The following is a 23,491-nucleotide window of genomic DNA, read 5'->3' as shown; positions in this document are numbered from 1 at the left end:
GAGAAATATAACGTATGGATAATAATCGCATGATTTCAGTTTTGAAACAGAAGATTAGGATTAGTATTGAACTTGGAGAGCATGATAGGGCGTGTAAACTTTCTGAAAAATATGCCTATAAAGCTATAGAGGACACAGACTTCGGTTATTATCTGGGCGAAATAAATTTATTTCAAAAGAATTTCGAGAGAGCATTATTTTATATTGCATATGGTTTAAGTAAAATGCCTTATGATTATGCTTTTTTGATGCTCCTTGGGGATGTATTGAAAGAAAAAGAGGATTTAATAGAAGCTTTAGCGGCGTATAGAAAAGCCTTTAACAGTAATTTTAGGACGCAGTGTGTTGATTCCGCTAAAAATTCAATTCAAATGCTTAAAAGTTGTATGAAAAAAGAAGAAAACGAAGAGTACTGGATGGCCTATATAGACAGAATTTTAGTGATCGATTTTGGATATACAAATGATTTGTATTTATGGGCAAAAGAGCTAGAAAAGTATAATCTTTGTGTGGATTTGGCGACTAACTCAGGTAAATATAGAAATGAGATTTTTAATAGCACTGGTGTGGGCAAACTTATAATGATACAAAGTATTGATGAGATTATGGAATATGCTGATTATTACCAATATGATTTGATATATGTATTGAATGCAGAGGAGCAACATAAGAAGTTTTTAAATTTGAAGTATCCAAAAGTAATAATTGACGAGACAATTGAGTTTGAAAAATTGAAGATAAGAGCATTGGAAATAAATAAGAAGAATCGAAAATTAAATGTGTTTAATAAGGTCTATAACAACTTTACTATTGTTGCAGTAACATTAAATAGACCTCAAAATTTTAAAAAAGTAATTCAGAGTATTATTCAATTTAAATCTCTGAATCCGAAAATTATAGTCTTGGATTCAAGTAGTGATGAAAATGCTAAGAAAAATCAGTTTTCTTTGAAGAATTTAGAAATGACACATGATTTAAAATATTATCATTTGCCTATAGATACTACTTACGCGGAAAAAATTTTGATTGCGATGGATAAAATTGATACCGAGTTTTTTTGTTTTTCTCCAGATGATGATTATTATACAGAAGAGGGATTGTATTTATCTTTGGAATTTCTTAATAAAAATCTAGATTATTATTCTGTAAAAGGGAAAAATTTTGCGTTTAAAGAAGAATATGGTTTTATGTTGGAATATGATAAGTTTAATTCAATATTATCTCCAAAAGCGTTTGATAGGACGAACTCGTATTTAGATGATTTCCCGGCAACCATAATGTATCAAGTGTTTCGCACTTCAGAGTATCAGAGGTTAATAAAATACTATGAATTGAATGAAGCGTTTATGTGTAAGAATCATGTTTTTCTAGAGTATCTTATTTATTTAATGAATGTTGCTACAGGAAAAATTGGAAAAATAAATGTGGATCTAAATATTAGAAACAAAGGCGTAACAAGAGAATTTGCAGTTGAAACATTAAAAGACACTGTTGTTAATGGTAAATTTAATGATAATTATATTGCATTTAAGAATAGTCTCGTTGGGTACTGTGATTATATCAATAATCCCATAACAGATAATGAGGCTGAGACTCTTTTTATGAAATTTATGACTAGATTTATATGTGTTCCAATGCAATACTTAGTTAAAGAACAAGGCGGATATAATATAGAAAAATTATTAAAGGGATTCGAATATAGTTGGACAAAATAATAAAATAGAATGAGATAAGTAAAATCAATAAAGACATAAAGTATGATAGAATTTTAATTATATCGACAGAATATTAATTTTAAAAATGGAGGAAGTAGGAAGATGAAAAATTATTGTTGGAGTGACGTTGAGAGTGCGATTAATGAGTGCAAATTGGGTCCGAATGGTAATTTTGATAATTGCGATATTGTTATTTTTGGAGCTGGAAATGCTGGAATGATTACTTTGAAAGAGCTTAATAGAAAAAAAATAAATGTTGTGGCATTTTGTGATAATGATGCTGATAAATATGGTGAAAAAATTGGCTTAATTAAATGCATTTCACCTAATGAATTAAAATTACTTAACGATCCAATCATTTTAGTCACACCACTACTGCATTATCAAAGTATTTCGAAACAATTAGAAAAACTTAAGATAAGACATCTATTTGCAGATGCATTTCCAATTATTATGGCAAAAGAGAAGTATAAATTTATTTTTGATAATTATTTATATGATGAAAAATCTAAACATGTATTTGTTGCAATGCTTTTAGGTAAGTTAAAAGGATCTTATAAATACAGCTCAGAAGTCTTCGAAGAGTCTTTTTATTATGCAATACCAAGTTTTAAATTTATGAATGTGGAGGATATTATAATTGACTGTGGCGCATTTGTAGGAGATACAATTCAGGAACTTGTTGAAAGAAGAAATAAAAGTAGCTTTAAAAAAATATATGCCTTTGAACCTGGTGATAGACAATTTGAAGCTTTAAATTTTAGAGTAGATAGGCTCAAGAAAGAATGGGCTTTATTAGAAGATCAAATCATTTGTGTTAAGGCAGGTGTTGGTGAAAAAACAGAAAAAGCATATTTGAATATTGATAGTGAAACGCCTTTAATCAATGCCTATATATCAGATGAATCCATTGAAAGTACTCAGAATAATATAGTTGATATCATTTCTTTGGATGATTTTTTTGGTACAGTGGAAGAAAAAATAACTTTTATAAAGGCTGATATTGAGGGCTTCGAATTGGAGATGTTCAAAGGAGCGACAGAAATTATCAAGAAATACAAACCCAATTTAGCATTTTCACTGTATCATAAATGGGATGATTTTTTTGTGCTTCCTGAGTATATCAAATCGATTGTTCCAGAATACAATATTTCAATAAGACATCATGGACCATTATATTCTGAGACGGTTTGTTATTGCTCAATATTAGAATTTTAATTTTTAGAAGATCATCATTAAGTTAAAAAGAAAAATTCGGGAGGACTTGTGAAAATATTACATGTTACACCACATATGGGTGGCGGTGTTGGCAACGTTATTTCTAAATTGGTTACTCATGATACAAGAAATTCTCACAGGGTATTATTATTAGAAGAACCCATCAGACGAGAACATATACTCTCGATTATTGATAACATCTGTACTTTCATGAATTATGATCTTGAAATTTTGATTGAAGAAATCAAATATAGTGATATTGTTTTAGTTCATTGGTGGCATCATCCTAAGACGTCAGAATTCTTATTTAATTTACCCAACATTCCAATGCGATTAGTTATTTGGAGTCATATTTCTAATTTGACAGTACCAGCGCTAAATGAAGGCCTGTTACAGGAGGCTACAAAAATTATATACACGTCAGAAGCCTCTTTAAATAGCGAAGCTTACAGAAAGGTTAAAGACAAGCTGAAAATTGGAGTTTCGGTAGTAAGTGGCTGCCCTGGGTTAGAGGCGTTTAGTGATTGTAAAAAGGAACAGCAAGAAATATTTACTATCGGCTATTTAGGCGTGTTAGATTTCTCTAAAATGAGTGGAAATTTTGCTGAATTTTGCAATAGTGTTCCAGATGAGGATGTAAAATTTCTTATTGTTGGTGATGGTCCTGATAAAGAGAAGTTGATTAAAAATCTTGATAGTCTGTCATTATTAGAAAAAGTAATAATGACAGGCTATCAAGAAGATCCTAAGTTAATGATCGCAAAAATGGACATTTTGGGATACCCATTAATGGGAAAACATACAGCAACTACGGAAAATGCAGTATTAGAAGCAATGGCCATGGAAGTAATTCCAGTTCTAAAAAATCAGTTAACAGAGAAATATATTGTAGAAAATGGAAGAACGGGTTATTTGGTTTCAAATGAAAAAGAATATGGAGAAGTCATCTCCTTTCTGAAAGCGAATCCAGAAATTAGGATACAAATTGGGAAAAATGCACGTGAATATGTTCTTGAGAAGTATACATTAGAGCGGTTTAAAAAGACTTTTTATGATGCGTGCAATACGGCTATGACACAGAAAAAAGACGTTAAAAATTTTCAAATAAGTTTGGGTGAATTGCCTTACAATTGGTTTGTTTCTGGTATGGGGGCAGATGCACATTTGTTTCTAGAGAGTATCATAGAGATAAAAAAAGGCAATTATATCGAAGTTAAAAGACTTTTAGAGCAGGCTAGTCCATTGGTTTTAGGGTCTAATAAAGGTTCGGTTAACCAGTATTATAATGAATTCAAATCGGATAAAATATTGCAACAGTGGTATAAATTGATCCATGGAGATGAAAGATATGATGTATGATAGAAGAGAACTTGCAAAAATAAATCGAAATTGGGATCCTGCTTTAGAATTTGTTTTTTTTGGAGCAACTCAAATTATTAGTGACTTTGTGACCTTATTACCTATTGAAATAAGCGTGAGATTTATTATAGACAATGATGTCGAAAAGCAAAAAAATGGTTATCTAGGATACAAAGTATTTGATAAGCATAAGATAGAAAGTGATAGATATAAAATTATTATAACCTCTGTTTCAGTTGGCGCAAGGCAGAGTATAAAATCAGAACTTGAGAACATTGGTCTGGTTGAAGACGAAGATTTTATCCAGTATGATAAACTTCTTGCACTTTGGAACTGGAAATATAAGGATCTGATATATTCAGATTATGTTGAAATGATGATCACGAGTAGATGTACGTTGAAATGTATAGAGTGCGGTTTATATATTCCGCGTTATAGGAGTCCAAAAGACCGAGAGTTAAGTGCGATTATTGCAGATATTGATCAATATTTTGAAATAGTAGGTCAAGTTAGAGAACTTAGAATTTTAGGTGGAGAGCCATTTATTCACAAGAGTTTGCTTCAGATTATTGATTATGTGTATCAAAAATATGAAGCAAATATTTTGAGAATTGTTATTGTAACGAATGGGACTATTAATCCTAGACAGCAACTCATAGAGAGTTTTAAAAAAAATCATACTGTAATAGAAATAAGTGATTATAGTGATAATCTTCCTGATGTTGAGAAAAGTGTAAATGCAGTTCATTCAGTGTTAAAAGAAAATGGAATTGATGCAAATCGCAGAAAGTATACTGAATGGTTATCGTTAGGTCCTCCTAATTACAATCAAGATTTATCGGATATAGAATTAGAAAATCGTTTAGATAATTGCCGAATGCCATGCAGGAGTTTATATGAAGGTAAATTATTTTTCTGTGGTCCCGTTGCAAGTGCTCAGATTGGGAAAATAAGACCGATTCAGGCGCACGAATATTTAGAGTTGAATCGGGTAAAGATTTCTGATAAAGAAGATTTTTTTTTGACATTGTTCAATTTTGAATTTTCCTTTAGAAACAGATTCTTTGAATCCTGTAACTATTGCAATGGATTTGGAACTGCTAATAAAAATTATGTTTGCCCAGCAAAACAATAGTAATAATAGTCATAGTATTGATAAATTAAACTGGATTATTTAAGGAGATAAGTGATGAGCTATAAAGTTAATTTTGTTAGCAAAAGAATGGATGACATTGACAAATTGAAAACTTTTTTAGATAAGGACGTTGAGTTTATATTGTTTGGTGTGGGTAGAAATTTTGATTTGTTTAGAAAATGTTTAGATGGAAAAATAAAAATATCATATTGCGTGGACAATAATTCGAAGCTTCAAGGCACACAAATTGACGGATATGAAATAAAATCTCCAGAAGAATTAATCCATAAAAATAATAAGCAAAAGATTTTAATCTTGACAGGATCTATAAATTCAGTTAGAAAGCAATTGGATCATATTGGATTTTCAGAGGGAGATGATTATTGTTATGTGATGGAATTTATTCCAATGTACTATTGGTTTGTTGAAAAAAAAATATACTTAACGAATATCTCCTTTATAGTTACGCCTAATTGTACTTTAAATTGTAAACATTGTAGTATTTTAATTTCAAAATCACATTCAAAGAAACATCGGGATTTAAAAGCTCTAAAGCGTGATATAGAAGTTCTTTTTAAGAATGTGGATTTTGTTTATAATTTTAAAATCATGGGTGGAGAACCTACAATGTCGCCTCACTTTACAGAAATATTGGAATATATAAGTGAAGAATATAGAAATCGTATTGAGAATTTGAGAGTTGTAACGAACGGCACAATAAAACTTGATGATAGAACACTTAAAATTATAAAAGGAAACAATATACAGATGGAAATAAATGATTACTCTGAGTTTGTCGATTATAAATATTCGATATCAGATTATATTGAAGAATTGGAGCGTAGAGAGATTAGTTACATCAGTTATAGAACGACAACTGATGATCAATGGGTCGACTTTGGTGATTTTAATGTTGAAAAATTTAAAAAGGGTTTGGTAACGCATAATCATTTTAAAAAATGTGCCTATTATAGCCGAGGGTTATGGGGCTCTAAACTTTATTATTGTACAATCAATGCTGCAGCCGTAAATATGGGGGGCATGCCAGTCGATGAGAGTGATTTCTTGGACTTAGAGAATGTCATTGAGCCTCAGGAATTTATTGAGTTCGAACTAGGAGTGTTAAGAAAAGGTGCCACAAGCCTATGTTCGAATTGTAATGGAGATTATGATGTCAATAAGATTTTGATACCTGCCGGTGAACAAATGAGCGTACGATAATTATAATAAAGTGAATCAAGGAGAGAATCTGGTGAATAAGACTAGTGATAAAGATGCCCTAAAACAAAGATTCAACGAAAAATTTTATAAATTTAAAGATATGCCTATTGCAATATATGGGATAGGGGAGAAAACGGAAAAAATTCTTGAATTATATAAGAATTATAATTTTGTTGGAATCATGGATAAGGATTACAATGAATTAAGTTATTGTGGATTTAATCTATTATCATATGATGAGGTCGTTAAAAGTATAAAAGTAGTTATTATAGCAGCTAATATATCGTCTTGTCACATCATATATCAGAGAATTAATTTTTTAAAAGAATCTGGTATTAGAATTTTCTATCTAAATGGGTTTGAGCCTAAAGAAATTGATACCGATGAAGATCCTTATTATAAAAAGAATGAAAAGAATATTCTGGATTTGATAAAACAACATGATATTATTTGTTTTGATATATTTGATACTTTAATAATGAGAGAAACTTTGGAGCCGAGCGATGTATTTGAGCTTGTTGAAGAAAAACTGAGAACGGAAAAGGGTTTAAACATAGACTTTAAGAAAAATCGGGTATATGCTGAAAAAAATGTATATTGTAAGAAAACAACTTATTTTAATATAGATATGATCTATGATGAATTGGGTGAATTGCTTAATTTAGATGAACAACTTACACGTGAAATTAAAAATATTGAATTTGAAATGGAATATCGTATTTCTTTGCCACGATACAAAATGGTGAATTTATACAAGTACGCTCTAAATGCGGAAAAGAGAATTTATTTAGTTTCAGATATGTATTGGCAAAGAGAAAAAATTGAAATATTGTTAAAGAAGAATGGAATAGAAGGTTATTGTCAACTTTTAGTTTCATGCGAAGAAAAAAAATCAAAGCACGATGGAAAAATATGGAGTGTTTTTAAGAAACCAGATCATCGTATGCTTCATATTGGTGACAATTTGGAATGTGATGTTGAGATTCCTAAAAGTTATGGAATTGAAACCTATCATATAAGAAATTCTTTAGATATAATGAGATTTTCAAAATATGCCTATTTGGAGAAAAAATGTAGTAGTTTAAATCAAAGACTTTTATTGGGAAAGTTTGTTTCAAAAGTATTTAATGACCCGTTTTCATTGCATAAGGGTAAAGGAACAATTGTATTAGATGATATGCATGCGTTGGGATATAATTTTTTTGGTCCAATAGTGTTAACTTTCGTGAATTGGTTAATTAAAACTTCAAGGACATTGGAATTGAACAAACTGTTATTTTTCGCAAGAGACGGATACATTTTGCATGAAATTTTTGAACTGATTATGATGACTCTGAATTTAGATTATCCTCAAGCACACTACTTCTTGACTTCAAGAAGAGCGGCAAGTGTTGCAGCCATTGAAGATATTGAAGATGTAGCGTTAGTTTTGAGAGAAATGTGTAAATCTAAAAATTTGCTTATTGGAGAATCTGTATTCAGGACTCTGGGTATCCAGATGAGAAATGATGATCCAATTCGATTAAAATTCTTCTATGAAGTTGAAATGAACGATTTGATCGCTCACATTACTAGTGAATATTTGAATGCTATTGAAATTAATGCAAAAGAAGAGCGTCAGCATTACAAAGCATATATACAAAGTATTGGTATTGGTGCTCATGAGAAAATTGGTTGTATCAATTTTGTGGGTAGAGGCATTACACAAATGTTTGTAGAACGAATATTAGGGCGTTCGATGTATGGCTTTTATTTTTCCACCGCGCCTCAGATGAAAGAATTTCTAAAGCAAACAGATAAAATCTTTGCTCAATATGGTAAGTGTATTGACACAGAAATAACTCCATTTCATTTAATTTCAAATTATCTTTTAGGTGAGGTTATTTTTTCTGCAAAAGAAGAACAACTTTTATGCTTTGATAAAAATTTAGAACCTAAATATATTAACACGAGTAAAAAAAGAAATTTTACAGCAGTAAATGAATGCCATAATGGCATTAGGCAGTATGTACTCGATGCACTTAATTTGGATTTGAATCTGGGGAAGAGGCAATTTGGCATTGAGCTATCGGATGCTTTATTAGGAGTGATAGTTACTCATAAAGCTATTCTATCTGAAAGTATTAGATCAAGCTTATTGTTCAGTGATTATTATAATTATAAAGTTGAAAATATTCGTTTAGAAATTTAACTAGAGTTTAATTTTTTTAGAGAAAGAGAGATTAGTATGAATAGAGAACAATTTAAATCCAAAATGGAAGCCCTTATTAATTCTAAAGAAAACTTAACTAGAACGGAAAAATTTTTAGAAGGTATTAAAAATTCAGAAGTATACTTATATGGTGCCGGCAATGCAGGGGCAATGACACATCAATTATTAGAAAAAATGGATATCTCGGTGCGGGGGTTTATTGACAAAAATAGTGATGAGGAAAAGTTATACAAGAATGTAAAGGTGTTATCGCCAGATAATGTGAAAAAGTATTTAACAGATAAAACATATATTATAGTCTCTTTTTTATGTGATTATAATGAATTGAAGAAATTTTATAAATTTTTAAAAGAATTAGGTGTTACTAATTTTTGCTATTTTCATGATATTTACAATCTTGCAATTTTCACTCCGTATTTGATCAATTCTAAAGTAAAAATAGAAGAAAGTAGAGAGATTTTTAATGAGAGCATTCAAAATCAGATTCTTAAAATAGCTGATTGGTTAGAAGATGAAGAAAGCCAATCCGTTTATTATAATTTTTTTAATGGCATTATTAACTCAGATTCTAGTTTGTTTTCAGTACCTAATAATGCGATTCAGTATTTCGTTGAGGATATTAAGTTTTCAAAAAGTTATCAAAGATTTATTGATTGTGGAGCATATGATGGAGATACAGCTTTGATGTTAAAAAAATTGAAAGGTAAGGTTGAGAAGGTTGCCTATTTTGAGCCGGAAATTAAAAATTTTAATAAATTAGTGATAAATACTCAAAATCAAGAAATTGCGGATGAAGAAATATATTTTCCTTGTGGGGTATGGAATAAAGCAGATGTGTTAAAATTTAATAGTGGAATCCAGAGTTCGAGTAGTATTTCAGAAGAGGGTATAGCACATATTCAATGTTTATCCATTGATGAAGCGCTAAGAGGGTTTTGTCCTACTTTTATAAAAATGGATATCGAAGGGGCCGAATACAAAGCTTTACTTGGAGCTGAAAAAAATATTAGAGCTTATACCCCGGATTTGGCTATAAGCATCTACCATAAGATAGAAGATATGTGGGAAATTCCTTATCTGATAAAACAAATAAATCCTAAATATAAATTTTATTTGCGTTGTCATGGATTACATGGAATGGAGACAATTTTATATGCAACAGAAGCAAAACTGTGAAAGTGAGTTTAATATTATGAAAGCGAATATAAAAGCAAGCTATGATTCAACTCGGAAAAATTTGAGTGAGATTATTCCATTAAGTATTCCGATGACTGTATTTATCGAACCTACGAGATATTGTAATTTGAAGTGTTTTTACTGTATTCATAGTACTAAAACTCAGAATGGGAAAGGCTTTGATAAATCTGACTATTTAATAAAACATATGTCGAATGATTTACATGAAAAAATAATATATGATTTGAATGATTTTAATTTGACCTTGAAGAGAATAGTTTATTCAGGTTTAGGGGAACCTTTGATGAATCCATTGTTTCCTCAATTTATTAGAAAATCTAGAAAAAACTGCACAGTGGAACGTATTGATTTACTTACAAACGCAACCTTACTAACTCCAAAATTATCCGATGAAATAGTAAATGCAGGTATTTCAAGAATCCAAATATCTCTTCAGGGCTTAAATTCAGAGCAATATTTAGAAACTTCTAACCAGAAAATAGATTTCAAAAACTTCTATCAGAATATAGAATATTTATATAAGCATAAAAAAGAGAGCATTATTTTTATAAAAATTATAGATGCACTTTTGAAGAATAAAAGTAATGAGAAAGAATTTTATTCTTTGTTCGGAAACATCTCGGATCAGATTTTTATTGAACATTTGATAACTCTTCAGCACCAGATGGGAGATCATGATGGCAAAGCAGATAACTCTCGTAATTTGAACAATGAATTAACTTATAGAAGAGAAGTTTGTCCAGTTATTTTTTACATGTTACAAATTGATGTAGATGGGAATGTTTTTCCCTGTCCAGTGAGTGGTTTACCACCTAGCTTTAGCATTGGCAATATCAAGGAAAATAGTTTGAAAGAAATTTGGAATGGAGACAAGCGTAAAGCTTTGATTCTTCAACATTTGCATCTTGAGAGAAAAGAAAATCCCACATGTGCAAGGTGCGAATCTTGTGCTACTGTAATGGATGAAAGAGAATTTCTTGATGATGTAGCAAGTGATTTAATTAGGAGGTTTTAATAAAATAATGAAATCAAATATTATGCCTTTATATGGGTTAGAGCGTACAAAATTAGCGGAAGCAGTTCCATTAGAGACACCTTTTAGTATTTTTGTTTTTCCAACCACGTTTTGTAATTTTAGATGTAATTATTGTGGGCATTCTATGGGATTATCTAAAATGAAAAATCTTTATGATTTTGAACCTCAGCATATGGAGATGTCAGTCTATCTTAAAGTAATTGAACAATTAAAAGCCTTTCCTAGTAAACTTAAATTATTGTCTTTGACGGGTCACGGAGAACCTCTTTTAAATCCTAAAATTGCAGATATGGTAAAGATTGCAAAAGAATCCAATGTGGCAGAAAGAATAGAGATCATTAGCAATGGTTCCTTATTAAATAAGGAAGTAGCAGATGCATTGATTGATGCTAAATTAGATACTCTTAAAATCTCCCTTCAGGGTATGAGTGACAAAAGCTATCTTAAAACCTGTGGTACTGAAATATCATTTGAGAAATTGATTTATAATCTGAACTATTATTATAGTCACAAGCAACAAGGGAAGTTGTTTGTAAAAATTATGGATATTGCCCTTGATGAGGGTGAAGAAGTGCTTTTTTATAATACTTTTGAAAACAGTAGTGATCGCATGTTTATTGAGAAAGTCCGTCCGGTATATTCTGGTGTAAACTATGATTTAGAGTTGACTACTACAATGGATAGATATGGTAATATTCATAAAAATCGTAATGTATGTCCTCTTCCTTTTTTTATGCTGGGTATATTTCCAAATGGCGATGTTGAGCCTTGTGATACAATCTATAAGCCAGTTATTTTGGGAAATGTAAAGGAGCATTCTCTAATTGAAATGTGGAATGGAGATATTCTTAAAGAATTTCAGTTATCACATCTATTACTTAAGCGGAGTGAAAATTCAAAGTGTGCTACTTGCTGTGCACCTAATGATGTTTCACATGATGAAGACGACTTGGATTTTGATGCATTTAATTTGAGTAAAATATGGGAGCATCAATTACTTAACGGGAGAACTGTAGATGAAAGCAAAGTTGATTAATGGGATGTCACCTAGTGGTAAACGAAATATGTTAGGTGAGATGTTACCTCTGGATACGCCGTATTTAGTTCAAATATTTCCTGTTTACGGGTGTAATTTCAAATGCGGATATTGTTTGCATGGCTTACCCTTAAGTGAACATGGTTTTATATCAAATTCTGGTTATATGAGGTTTGATACTTACAAAAAAATTATAGATAATCTAAAATATTTTAATAAAAAAATCAAAATGTTAAGATTTGCTGGTATTGGAGAACCTCTATTGCATAAAGATATTGATAAAATGATAAGCTATGCAAAAAAGAAAAAAATTGCAGATAATATCGAATTGGTAACAAATGGGCTTTTGTTAGATTACAATTTATCTAAAAAACTTATTTCATCTGGACTGGATAAATTAAGAATCTCTATTCAAGGTGTTACAGCTAAAAAATATTTAGAATTATGTAAAACTAAGATTGACTATGATAACTTTCTATCTGAATTGGAATGGCTATATAATAGCAAAGGAAATATGCAAATTTATATCAAGATCATTGACTGTGCTCTAGAAAACGAAACCGATGAAAGTTCTTTTTATAAAATGTTTGGTGATAAGAGTGATTTTATAGCAATAGAGCATATGACTCCTACTGTTCAAGGTATTGATTATGTTGGTTTATCTAAAGAAAATGTCACCGAGTTGGGGCAAAATGGGAGTGAATTATTAGATTCAAATATATGTCCTCAGCCTTTTTACTTAATTCAAGTGAATCCAGATGGTAATGTAGTTCCATGTTGTTCTACTCAGTATCCAATTATTTTGGGTAATGTGAATAATACAGATTTAAAAGCAATTTGGGATAGCGCAAGAGCTAATCAGTTTAGAACAGATATGCTTGAAGGTGTTAAATTTGCGAGCAAGGTATGCTCAAAGTGTAATCTTTATCAATATGGATTGTTTAAAGAAGATAGGCTTGATGAGTATTCAAATATATTGAAGGAGAAATATAAATGGGCAAAATAGAAGAGTTTCATTTAGAGCGCAAAAGAGCTATTGAGGCGATGACAAAAGATGAAGAACTTAAAGAATTGACAAAGGCATGGTCTATTAGATCTGGGAAGTACGATTATGTTTATAATTCTACTTGGATGGGTGTTCCAATGCTTCAAGTACCTTCTGATATTCTTGCACTTCAAAGTATTATTTGGGAAGTTAAGCCAGATTTAATTATAGAAACGGGGATTGCATACGGAGGGAGTTTGATTTTTTCTGCATCTATGTTAGAACTACTAGGAGGCGAAGGCGAGGTAATTGGTATTGATATTGACATTAGAGCACATAATCGTGAAGCTATAGAATCGCATCCGATGTTTAAACGAATTACTTTAATTGAAGGTTCTTCAACTAGTGAAAGTGTATTTAATCAAGTTAAGAAAATTGTAAATGATAAGCATAAAATTATGGTGATTTTAGATTCTAATCACACACATGAACATGTATATAAGGAACTCCAACTATATTCTAGTTTAGTATCTACGGGATCGTATATTGTTGTTTTTGACACTATTATTGAAATGTCTAATGATGTGATTTCTGAAGGAAGAGATTATAGACCTTGGAGCAAGGGAAACAATCCTTGGACAGCTGCTATGCAATTTCTTGAAGAAAATGATGCTTTTGAAATAGATTCTTCTATTACAGACAGATTTGTAATAACCGCTGCACCTGATGGATACTTAAAAAAAATTAGATAAATATGAGGGGCAATTATGTATAAAGTTACTAAGACAAATATCTCTGACTGCTTAGAAATTCACCTTACACCATTTGAAGATGAAAGAGGAATTATATTTAAACCTTTTCACTGTTTAGATTTCAATAGACTCAGATTAAAGTCGGATTTTAAAGAAGAACTTGTTGTCAAATCTAAAAAAAATGTTTTAAGAGGATTACATTTTCAAAAACCACCTTACACTCAAGGCAAACTCATCTATTGTATTCAAGGTGAAATTATGGATGTTGCTGTGGATTTGAGAAAAAGTTCTTCGACATATGGCCAACATGTGATATTTTATTTAGATTCTGAAAAATATAATATGGCTTATATTCCAGAAGGCTTTGCTCATGGTTATCTTGTCTTAAGTGAAAGTGCTACTGTTACCTATAAAATGACAGAAGTATATGCACCAAAATGTGAGGATGGCATATTGTGGAATTCGGCAGGAATTAAGTGGCCTATAAGTGATGTAATTTTATCTGAAAAAGATCTAGAGTTGAAATCTTTAGAAGTTTTTAAGAGTCCTTTTTAATTTCAGATTGGACAGAGCATTTTAGTATAGACAATAAGATTAGAGCCAATAATTTTCTTAGAGGTACCAATCAAGAAAATTGTCAGCTCAATGTTTTAAAGGATTGGAGAATTATATGAAAGTGGTAATACTTTGCGGAGGTTATGGTACACGAATTAGTGAAGAGTCACATTTAAGACCAAAACCCATGATTGAGATTGGCGAACGTCCTATCTTGTGGCATATTATGAAAACTTATTCCCACTATGGATTCAACGAATTTGTATTATGCCTGGGTTATAAAGGTCACATGATCAAAGAATATTTTGCCAATTATTTTTTATATGGATCTGATATTACTTTTGATCTGGCAAGTAACAATAAAATGGAGATTCATTCATGCGAATCAGTTGAACCGTGGAAAGTAACTCTTGCAAATACTGGACTTGACACGATGACAGGTGGCCGTATAAAAAGAATTCAAAAATATGTTGGAAACGAACCATTCATGCTAACTTATGGCGATGGTGTTTCAAATGTCAATATTAAAGCATTATATGAGTTTCATAAGGTACACGGGAAAATAGCCACAATTACTGCAGTTCAACCCAGTGGCAAGTATGGTGTTCTGGGCATTAATGACGATTCAACCGTACTTGAATTTGTTGAAAAACCTAAAAATGTAGAAGCTTGGATTAATGGTGGATTTATGGTTTTGGAACCGCAAGTTTTTGATTATATAAAAGACGATCAAGTCAGTTTTGAATTGGAACCAATGGAGACATTGGCAAATGATAGTGAAATTGCGGCGTATAAGCATATTGGCTTTTGGCAGTGTATGGATAGTCAAAGGGATAAACAGGTTTTAGAACATATCTGGAAAAGTGGAAAAGCACCTTGGAAGGTATGGTGACTATGAGAGACTTTTACAAAGGAAAAAGAGTTTTAATCACGGGAAATACAGGATTTAAGGGATCTTGGCTAACAATGCTTTTAAGTAGATGGGGTGCTGAATTGTATGGATATTCATTAGCACCACCGACGAAGCCGTCCATGTTTGAAATATGTAATTTGGAAGATAAAATTGATTGGTATGAAGGTAACATTCTTGATTTTGAAAATATAAAAAAGACCATTGAAAGCGTCCAACCGGAGATTGTATTTCATTTGGCGGCACAGCCTCTTGTAGGTGAGTCTTATGAAAAGCCTGTAGAGACGTTTAATACGAATATTATGGGCACGGTTTATTTACTTGATGCAATAAGGCAAAACAAATCGGTTAAAGCGCTGGTCAATGTCACTACAGACAAATGTTATTCTAATAAAGAAGGTTTTTATGGATATCGTGAGGACTCTGAACTTGGAGGACATGATCCTTATTCCAGCAGTAAGGCGTGTTCTGAACTCATAACAGCGTCTTTTAAAAAGTCATTTTTTTCAGACGCTCGAAATTTAGGCGTTGCAACTGCACGGGCTGGGAATGTAATCGGTGGAGGAGATTTTGCAAAAGACAGGTTAATTCCGGATTGCATAAGAGCCATAGGACTAGGCCACAAGATAGAACTTAGAGATCCTATGGCTGTAAGACCTTGGCAACATGTACTTGAACCCTTACAAGGCTATTTAAAATTGGCTATGTATTTATATGAAGATGCTGGGCTATATAGTGGTGCGTGGAATTTTGGACCTCATCATGGAAATGAAATGTCGGTTTTTGAAGTTGTTAACAGGCTTAGTCAACACATGGATTTTGAATTTGAAACAGGTGAGGCTTTAGTCAAAAAATATCATGAGACGCATTATCTAAAGTTGGATTCATATAAGGCTACTAAACTTTTAAAATATCAGCCGGTATTGAGCATGCACGAAACTATTAAATTGACGGCCGAGTGGTATAAAAAATATTGGGATGCAAATGTAGATTTACGCAAATTTACTGAAGAGCAAATAGATTTATATGAAAGTAAATGCTTTGGAGAGGTTAAATGAATAAAATACTTGTAACTGGCGGCACTGGGTTTATCGGACGACACCTTGTTAGACGATTAATCGAAGAAAACTACGAGGTTCATATCATTGGAAGAAAAGGTAGCCGTTTTGATTGTTTTAAAACTTATGAGCATAAAATCAAGACTTATATTTATGATGGCACTATTATTTCTATGATGAAAATTGTTGAGCATAGCAAACCACAAAGCGTGATTCATTTAGCAACTCATTTCATAGCAGAACATCAATTAAGTGATGTGGATCAATTAATAGCATCCAATATCACTTTAGGTGCTCACCTCCTTGAGGCGATGATTTATTATGGTGTAAAAGGTTTTCTAAATGTAGGGACAATTTGGCAAAATCGAGAAACAGAAGACTATGACCCTATGAATTTATATGCTGCAACAAAAGAATCATTTGTTAATATTTTGAGATGGTACACTTTAAAAGGTAATCTGAGAGCGATTACGTTAAAACTATACGATACTTATGGTCTAGAGGATACACGTAGAAAGATTTTCAATTTATTAAAAGAGCATTCAAATAGTGATCAGTTGCTAGAACTCTCAGGTGGAGAACAAGAAATGGGACTTGTTTATATTGATGATATTGTGGATGCTTTTGTCTTGTGCTTAAATGAATTGAATCGAAGCACCGAAAACACGTATAAGGAGTATTTTCTGCCTCCGGAAGAATTTGTTAAATTGAAAACATTAGTAAAAACTTATGAAGAAGCAATGGACATTACGTTAAATGTTGAATGGGGAAAAAGATCTTACCGTTTTAGAGAGATAATGAAACCTTTTAGGGGTGAGTCAATAACGGGCTGGAAACCTAAAGTAAGTTTAAAAGAAGGTATAAGAAAAATGAACCAATAGTGGTGTTGCCATAATACATTAAAATAATATTCGTCTAAAGTTTCCCCATTTCATGCCGATAACTCTATTAGATTAAGAAATCCAAGGAGGGAGCTCTATGAAAATTCAAGGAGTGGGTAGCACACCCGTGTATACGGAATATCCGGTACAAAAATCCGAAGGTGCACCCGTACAGGAAGTACAACCAGTGAAGCAAACACAAGGAACACCAACGGGTACAGGTGAACTACAGACTAATCCTGATGAGCAGAATAATCCCCAAGCAGAGCAACAAATGGATGAAGAGATTTTAAAGAAATCAGTGGAGCAAGCCAACCAATCTCTGAAGGCGTATAATCGTTATATTCAGAGGGCCGTGCATGAAAAGACACATACGGTAATGTATACGGTCAGGGACAGTAAGACGAATGAAATAATTGCAGAATTTCCACCAAAGAAGATTCAAGATATGATCGCAAAAATGTGGGAAATGGCTGGATTATTTGTGGATGAGAAAGCTTAAATTTTAACCGCTATTTATGGCGAGAAGAAATGGAGTGATTTTAATGAGTAGTTCAACTAGAATTACTGGGATTTCATCAAATATGGACACGGATAAAATGGTCACAGACTTGATGAAAATAGAACAACTTAAGGTAGATCGTGTCAAAAAAGAGAAAACCTATACAGAATGGCAACAAACGGCTTATAGAGAGCAGGCAAGTGCCCTAAAGGCATTTCAGTCAAAATACTTTGATGTGCTCAATCCAGAGTATAACTTGACAACCTCAGCTGCTTTTAAATCGTTTACCACATCTGCTTTAATAGCGGGAGAAAAAACGGCTAAAGTTGAAATCAAAGGAACGGACAGTATTTCCGAAAAGAACCATGTGATCAACAGGATTGATCAGTTGGCAACAAAGGATACTTGGAAAGCCAATGGGAAAGTGAATGGGGACATCACATCTTCGGGTCTTTACAATGTAAACTCTATCAACAGTGCAGTTGCTGGGGGCAATAATACATTTAAACTTGCAATTGATGGCAAGTATAAAACCATTACTTTTGATGCAATCACAGATTTGGACGGAGATGCAGATACCGATATAGATGATTTTGTAAATCAACTGAACACTAAAATCAAAGCTGCTTTTGGCGATGAGTATGATGGTCTTGTAACGAAGAAAAATGTCTCCGGCAATGATGAATTGAAATTCGAAAAAAATGGGAGCACAATTTCGATTGTAGGCTTAGACAATACCGCTTTAACGGCACTGGGGATTGAAGATGGGGCCTCAACAGGACTTGCTGTAACGGATAAATTAAGTGATGTCTTTGGCACTATAGCTGAAGATTTAACCAAATTTGAAATAAACGGTGTGAAAATTTCAGGATTAACCAGCGACATGACGGTTAAATCGTTTATGGATAAGGTCAATAATTCCACTGCAGGTGTCGAATTGAGTTTCAGTTCGCTCACAAAAGAATTCACATTGAAATCAAAAAGTGAGGGTAGTGTCAACAACATTGACCTCAGTGAAACGAATACCACTAACTTCTTTGCAAATCATTTAAAAATCGCTGACGATGCGAATCATGCGAAAGCGGTAAATGCACAAGTTACAATTGATGGAATTGCGATCACAAAGAGCTCAAATAATTTCACTGTGGATGGTGTGAATTATATATTGAAAGAGACTCATACGACGGGGGAAGCCATCAACATATCCGTTGAACCGAATGTGGATGCAATATATGATAAAATCAAAGAATTTGTGACCGATTACAATGCATTGGTAGAGGCAGTGAGCACAGAGATCAGTGAGAAAAGATTGCGCGATTTTATGCCTTTGACAGATGATGAGAAAGAAGCAATGAGTGAGGATGAAATAAAACTTTGGGAAAATAAGGCAAAACAAGGTATCCTTAAAAATGATAACATCTTGTCAACCATGCTGGATAGTATGCGGGTCGCTTTGTATTCGAAAGTTGAGGGTGTGGGTCTTTCGCTCAGCGATATTGGGATTGAGACCTCCGATGATTATAAAGATAAAAACAAATTGGTTATCGATGATACTAAACTCAAAAGTGCTATTGAGAATAACTATAAAGATGTGGTAGCTCTTTTTTCAAAGGATTCCGATCAAGGTTATTTATTATCAGGCGCAGATCAGTCAAAGCGATATAAGGAGTCTGGCCTTGCAGAACGCCTAAACGATATTGTCAATAATAATATCAGAATTACCAGAGATTCAAGCGGCGCAAAGGGTAGTTTGGTTGAAAAAGCAGGAATTGATGGCGTTGCAGACGTCACAAGTGAACTCTATTTAAAACTCTATGACTATGCTAAAAAGATTGATGATATGCTGGATGTTTTTAGTGATAAACAGGAGGCGTACTATGCAAAGTTTGCGAGGATGGAAACGGCGCTTTCTAAGTTGAATTCACAAAGTAATTGGTTGACATCGCAGTTAGCATCCATGTAGTGAAAGTGAGTGAATGATGGGAAATGAGTTAGAGCAAAAATACTTACTTTTAATGGCGTTGTATGATGCAACCTATGTGCTTAAAAAGGCTATAGAGACACAAGAATACGATCAAATTGAGCAAATGGTTCTAGAAAGAGAGCATATTATCCAACAGATTGATGCCCTTAAGTTAAATGAAATGGATGGCATTTCAAATTCAGAAGCGATAGAAAAAATCAAGACCATGCTCATCAAGATTAAAGAGATAGATGACTTCAATTTAAAAAATATGCCAAGTGTGATTTTGACACTTCAAGAATCTATAAACGAAAGCAAGATCAAAACAAATGAAGTGAACAAAGCAAAGATGGTATATGACCAATATCAAGGTGTTCCAATGTATAAACAGGGTAACCGGTTTGATATTCGAAAGTAAGAAAGGAGAATGATTATGGCAGTTATGAATCCGTATAATTATCAGAAACCTAAAAACTTTATACAGAGACCACCGGTTAAACCCTTACCTGAGAATTCAGGGGCAATTAAGAGGGAGTCTAGAACAACGGATAAAATAGATCAGTATCTCGAAAGTCGAATTATGTCAGCAAAGCCAGAAGAACTCACTTATATGCTGTACGATGGACTCGTAAAATTCATCAAAAAAGCAATCATTCAATTGGATGATGAGAAATATGAAGAGGTTAATTATAACTCTCAGAGGGCTCAAGCCATTTTGGATGAACTTCGAAGTACATTGAATATGGATATTGCGATGAGCCAAAGTTTGGATGCACTCTATGAATATATGTCCTATAAACTACTCATGGCAAACGTTGAAAAGAGTAAAGCTTTTTTCAGTGATGCACTTGAAATTGCTGAGGATTTTAAGGCAACGTGGAAACAAGCCTTTAACATTAAATTTTAGGGGTATAAGTTTACAAATTGTTGATAAAAAAGAAATGGTTATTTTCGATGCATTGAGGTATAATTAAGTTCCAAGGATTGAAGGGAGGGTGTATATGAGTAATAGTATTACATCGTACCAGGTACAAAACTTAACAAGCCTTAAACAAGCGCTCAATGTATCTGTGATGCAGAAGGCTTTAAAGCAAGACGAACAGTCTATAGAGAGTGTCGTCAAGGCAATGGAACAGTCTGTAACGCCATATAAGGGGCAAAATATTGATTTAAAACTTTAAAAAATTTGACTAGAATTAAAAATTCTAGTCTTTTTTATACGGCGAGCGCATTTTTATAGATAAGGAAAAATAGGTTGTTGTAAAGAAAACAGGGATTGAGGTGGCGTCAATAATGCTTGATTTAGACAAGATGAAAATATGTTTAAATGAAAAAACAGAAATTTTAAAACAAATTTTATTAAATCAATTAAAAGCATTGGAAATGTACGATCAATCACCTGATGATTTAGAAATCCTTGGAAAATATGAAACGATAGAACGCCTTGTAAAAAACAAACTTCAGGTGGATTCTATTTTTTTACGACACTATAGAGAAGTCTTGGTTCAAAATAAAGTGGAATCACTTCAAGCACTTTCTAAAATAGAGCAAAATCAGTTTAAAGAAGTGCAGACACTTATTGAACAGATCAGGATTCTTGAAGCGCATTATGAGACCCAAGCCCAAATGCTAAACGGTATTTTTTTGAATTTGAAGGTGCTTCAGAACGACCAACTTAAAATCAAGAAATCGATGGGTGCTTATAAAAATATCAAAAAATAATACAGGCCATTAGACGGTATTTTTGTTTTTTTTATGAGGGCATGGGTATATAGTAAGTATCAATTTTATAAAGGGGCTGAGTATATGAAAGTAATCGTGACTGGAAGAAATTTAGTAATCACAGAAGCAATAAGAGACCAAGTAGAAAAAAAACTAAGCAAGTTTGACAAATACTTTAAAAGTGATGTCGAGGCGCACGCTACTTTTAGCACTCAAAAGAATAATCACATCGTAGAACTAACGATTCCACTCAAAAGTGGTTCATTCTTTAGAGCGGAAGGCACAACTGAAGATATGTATCAATCCATTGATGAAGCGATTGATAAGATCTCAAAACAAATGAAAAAACATAAAACTAAAATTGAAAAGAAATTTCATGGACATGAATCTATAAAGTTTGAAGCCATACCCGATTTAGAAGACAAACTCGATGAAGCGTCTATCGTTAAAACGAAGCGATTTGCAATTAAACCGATGCATCCAGAAGAAGCGGTTTTACAAATGGATTTATTGGGACATGATTTCTTCGTATTTTTAAATGGAGAGACAGAAGAAGTGAATGTTGTTTACAAGCGAAAAGATGGCGATTTTGGATTAATTGAACCTTATCTTTAGTTGAAAGCATATATTGGAGCAAGTTATAATCAAGGACCTCATTAGAGGTCCTTTTTAGCGTAGAAAAATAAGTGATTCATAGACAAAAAAGACCTATATGTTATAATAAAATAAGAATGCTCAAAGTAGGAGGCTATAAACATGAATTTAGAAAGTGATCGCATCAGAATCCGTGAATACAAAGAAAGTGATATTGGATCACTTCATTTATTGTTGACGAATAAAAAGGTTATGACCTACATGCCAGAGATTCGGTCCAATGCGTTAGATGACTCTTATAAAACTTTATATGATGCGATTATGGAGTCGAAATTGATTCATAGAAATAAATTTTTTTTTGCCATTGAAGACAAAGATACCAAAGCATATATTGGTGAAATTGGCTATACTATTTTACTGGATGCCATAGAGGGAAAAGTCGTCAATCTCGGCTATTTTATTCTCCCACAGTTTTGGGGAAAAGGGTACGTTACAGAAACTGTAAAAATACTTATAGATTATATGTTTGAAACGCAGAACATCATCAAAATTTGCGCAGGATGTGTTGCAGACAATATAGGGTCAATTCAGGTCATGGAAAAAGCAGGTATGGTACAGGAATCACATCTTGTAAAACATATGATGATAGAGGGACAGCTTCATGATCGTTATGATTATAGAATTTTAAAAGAAGAATGGCTTGTTAGAGTTCAAAATCACTAAACCGTTAGAGAGGAGTAGAAAAGCATGTATTTAGAGGCTATTTTATTGGGATTGCTTATAGGCTTTATAAGAAATGGCAGTCTACAAAACTTTATAAATGCTAGGTTTAAAGGCTGGCTTTTTATGCCAATCGCTTTTATTCTATTTTTAATGCCGTACTTTTCAATGATCTTTAATTTTGAAATTCCCAACGAGAACTTGTATCCCTTCTCAGCAATCGTGGTTTGCAGTTTAATTTTGCTGATGAATTTTGGGAAAAGGGGGATGAAGTTAATCCTTCTTGGCACACTGCTCAACATCATCATTATGGCGATCAATCAATTTCAGATGCCTCTTGTGTATGATCAAGCGGTAGCAACAGGCTTAGAAACCTTTTCAAACAGTGTCAAGCAAGGCGATATCATCAATTATATAATGGTATCCAGTGAAAATGTCATCAATGTGATCCTAGGGAAGCACGTCTTGCTCCCAGAAGCTTATCCGCTTAATCGAATTTTGAGTTTAGGGGACATCGTTATTTCTCTGGGGATCGTTTTTTTAATTCAAGAAGAAATGCATTATCACGTATCAAAACTCAGAGGGACCATGGTGAATTTTTCCTATCAAGGTCGAAATAGAAGATAATTCTTAAATCGCCACACTCTTTTAACAAATTGTTTGAAACTTCACAATGAATAATATGATATAATAAACGTCTGATAGGTTGGCGAAAGGATG

Annotated in this window: 24 protein-coding genes; all 24 read left to right on the top strand. The window is 32.6% G+C overall.

Going from position 1 to position 23,491, the window contains the following annotated elements:
• Nucleotides 1-14: 14 nt before the first annotated feature.
• On the top strand, nucleotides 15-1,715 hold the full coding sequence (locus F3D3_RS01215) for a TIGR00180 family glycosyltransferase (RefSeq protein ID WP_069870411.1): 1,701 nt from the start codon (nucleotides 15-17) through the stop codon (nucleotides 1,713-1,715).
• A gap of 102 nt (nucleotides 1,716-1,817) precedes the next feature.
• The gene (locus F3D3_RS01210) at nucleotides 1,818-2,933 is read left to right on the top strand and encodes an FkbM family methyltransferase (protein ID WP_069870409.1); all 1,116 of its coding nucleotides are present in this window, start codon (nucleotides 1,818-1,820) and stop codon (nucleotides 2,931-2,933) included.
• A gap of 48 nt (nucleotides 2,934-2,981) precedes the next feature.
• Complete coding sequence (locus tag F3D3_RS01205; RefSeq protein WP_084388744.1) at nucleotides 2,982-4,292, top strand: glycosyltransferase family 4 protein; 1,311 nt, start codon at nucleotides 2,982-2,984, stop codon at nucleotides 4,290-4,292.
• Entirely contained in the window at nucleotides 4,282-5,427 is a 1,146-nt protein-coding gene (locus tag F3D3_RS01200; RefSeq protein ID WP_069870407.1) for a radical SAM protein, read from the top strand. The genes F3D3_RS01205 and F3D3_RS01200 overlap by 11 nt, the downstream gene beginning before the upstream one ends.
• Before the next feature lie 54 nt (nucleotides 5,428-5,481).
• On the top strand, nucleotides 5,482-6,648 hold the full coding sequence (locus tag F3D3_RS01195; RefSeq protein WP_069870405.1) for a radical SAM protein: 1,167 nt from the start codon (nucleotides 5,482-5,484) through the stop codon (nucleotides 6,646-6,648).
• Between the two features lie 31 nt (nucleotides 6,649-6,679).
• Complete coding sequence (locus tag F3D3_RS01190; protein WP_069870403.1) at nucleotides 6,680-8,839, top strand: hypothetical protein; 2,160 nt, start codon at nucleotides 6,680-6,682, stop codon at nucleotides 8,837-8,839.
• A 36-nt stretch (nucleotides 8,840-8,875) separates the two neighbouring features.
• Nucleotides 8,876-10,036 carry an FkbM family methyltransferase gene (locus tag F3D3_RS01185; protein WP_069870401.1) on the top strand — a complete coding sequence of 387 codons (1,161 nt, stop codon included), beginning with the start codon at nucleotides 8,876-8,878 and terminating at the stop codon, nucleotides 10,034-10,036.
• Nucleotides 10,014-11,072: a radical SAM/SPASM domain-containing protein gene (locus F3D3_RS01180; RefSeq protein ID WP_242877055.1), complete on the top strand. Its 1,059-nt coding sequence runs from the start codon at nucleotides 10,014-10,016 to the stop codon at nucleotides 11,070-11,072. The genes F3D3_RS01185 and F3D3_RS01180 overlap by 23 nt, the downstream gene beginning before the upstream one ends.
• Before the next feature lie 7 nt (nucleotides 11,073-11,079).
• Nucleotides 11,080-12,129 (top strand): radical SAM/SPASM domain-containing protein, encoded by a 1,050-nt coding sequence (locus tag F3D3_RS01175; RefSeq protein ID WP_069870399.1) that lies wholly within the window; start codon nucleotides 11,080-11,082, stop codon nucleotides 12,127-12,129.
• Entirely contained in the window at nucleotides 12,110-13,135 is a 1,026-nt protein-coding gene (locus F3D3_RS01170) for a radical SAM/SPASM domain-containing protein (RefSeq protein WP_069870397.1), read from the top strand. The genes F3D3_RS01175 and F3D3_RS01170 overlap by 20 nt, the downstream gene beginning before the upstream one ends.
• Complete coding sequence (locus F3D3_RS01165) at nucleotides 13,123-13,866, top strand: cephalosporin hydroxylase family protein (RefSeq protein WP_069870396.1); 744 nt, start codon at nucleotides 13,123-13,125, stop codon at nucleotides 13,864-13,866. Before F3D3_RS01170 ends, F3D3_RS01165 begins: the two co-directional genes overlap by 13 nt.
• 15 nt (nucleotides 13,867-13,881) lie before the next feature.
• The gene (rfbC, locus tag F3D3_RS01160; RefSeq protein WP_069870394.1) at nucleotides 13,882-14,421 is read left to right on the top strand and encodes a dTDP-4-dehydrorhamnose 3,5-epimerase; all 540 of its coding nucleotides are present in this window, start codon (nucleotides 13,882-13,884) and stop codon (nucleotides 14,419-14,421) included.
• Nucleotides 14,422-14,536: 115 nt separating this feature from the next.
• Nucleotides 14,537-15,313: a glucose-1-phosphate cytidylyltransferase gene (gene rfbF / locus F3D3_RS01155; RefSeq protein ID WP_069870393.1), complete on the top strand. Its 777-nt coding sequence runs from the start codon at nucleotides 14,537-14,539 to the stop codon at nucleotides 15,311-15,313.
• A gap of 2 nt (nucleotides 15,314-15,315) precedes the next feature.
• Complete coding sequence (rfbG, locus tag F3D3_RS01150; RefSeq protein WP_207645332.1) at nucleotides 15,316-16,389, top strand: CDP-glucose 4,6-dehydratase; 1,074 nt, start codon at nucleotides 15,316-15,318, stop codon at nucleotides 16,387-16,389.
• The gene (locus tag F3D3_RS01145; RefSeq protein WP_069870391.1) at nucleotides 16,386-17,270 is read left to right on the top strand and encodes an NAD(P)-dependent oxidoreductase; all 885 of its coding nucleotides are present in this window, start codon (nucleotides 16,386-16,388) and stop codon (nucleotides 17,268-17,270) included. The genes rfbG and F3D3_RS01145 overlap by 4 nt, the downstream gene beginning before the upstream one ends.
• 97 nt (nucleotides 17,271-17,367) lie before the next feature.
• Complete coding sequence (locus F3D3_RS01140; RefSeq protein WP_069870389.1) at nucleotides 17,368-17,772, top strand: flagellar protein FlaG; 405 nt, start codon at nucleotides 17,368-17,370, stop codon at nucleotides 17,770-17,772.
• A gap of 43 nt (nucleotides 17,773-17,815) precedes the next feature.
• The gene (fliD, locus tag F3D3_RS01135; protein ID WP_069870387.1) at nucleotides 17,816-19,735 is read left to right on the top strand and encodes a flagellar filament capping protein FliD; all 1,920 of its coding nucleotides are present in this window, start codon (nucleotides 17,816-17,818) and stop codon (nucleotides 19,733-19,735) included.
• A gap of 13 nt (nucleotides 19,736-19,748) precedes the next feature.
• Nucleotides 19,749-20,153, top strand: coding sequence for a hypothetical protein (locus tag F3D3_RS01130; protein ID WP_139131981.1), 405 nt, complete (start codon nucleotides 19,749-19,751; stop codon nucleotides 20,151-20,153).
• Between the two features lie 15 nt (nucleotides 20,154-20,168).
• Nucleotides 20,169-20,642 (top strand): flagellar export chaperone FliS, encoded by a 474-nt coding sequence (gene fliS / locus F3D3_RS01125; protein ID WP_175438256.1) that lies wholly within the window; start codon nucleotides 20,169-20,171, stop codon nucleotides 20,640-20,642.
• A 94-nt stretch (nucleotides 20,643-20,736) separates the two neighbouring features.
• Entirely contained in the window at nucleotides 20,737-20,916 is a 180-nt protein-coding gene (locus F3D3_RS01120) for a YjfB family protein (RefSeq protein ID WP_069870383.1), read from the top strand.
• A gap of 112 nt (nucleotides 20,917-21,028) precedes the next feature.
• Nucleotides 21,029-21,457 (top strand): hypothetical protein, encoded by a 429-nt coding sequence (locus F3D3_RS01115; RefSeq protein WP_069870381.1) that lies wholly within the window; start codon nucleotides 21,029-21,031, stop codon nucleotides 21,455-21,457.
• A gap of 84 nt (nucleotides 21,458-21,541) precedes the next feature.
• Nucleotides 21,542-22,072, top strand: a complete 531-nt coding sequence (hpf, locus tag F3D3_RS01110) for a ribosome hibernation-promoting factor, HPF/YfiA family (RefSeq protein ID WP_069870379.1) — start codon at nucleotides 21,542-21,544, stop codon at nucleotides 22,070-22,072.
• 141 nt (nucleotides 22,073-22,213) lie between these two features.
• On the top strand, nucleotides 22,214-22,774 hold the full coding sequence (locus tag F3D3_RS01105) for a GNAT family N-acetyltransferase (RefSeq protein WP_069870377.1): 561 nt from the start codon (nucleotides 22,214-22,216) through the stop codon (nucleotides 22,772-22,774).
• Nucleotides 22,775-22,798: 24 nt separating this feature from the next.
• On the top strand, nucleotides 22,799-23,398 hold the full coding sequence (locus tag F3D3_RS01100) for a DUF5317 family protein (protein WP_069870375.1): 600 nt from the start codon (nucleotides 22,799-22,801) through the stop codon (nucleotides 23,396-23,398).
• The last annotated feature ends 93 nt before the right edge of the window (nucleotides 23,399-23,491 follow it).

It is taken from the genome of Fusibacter sp. 3D3, from assembly GCF_001748365.1.
Classification (GTDB): Bacteria; Bacillota; Clostridia; order Peptostreptococcales; family Acidaminobacteraceae; genus Fusibacter_A.
The sequence above is the reverse complement of the archived record's forward strand: the minus strand, read 5'-3'. Positions and strand labels throughout refer to the sequence as shown.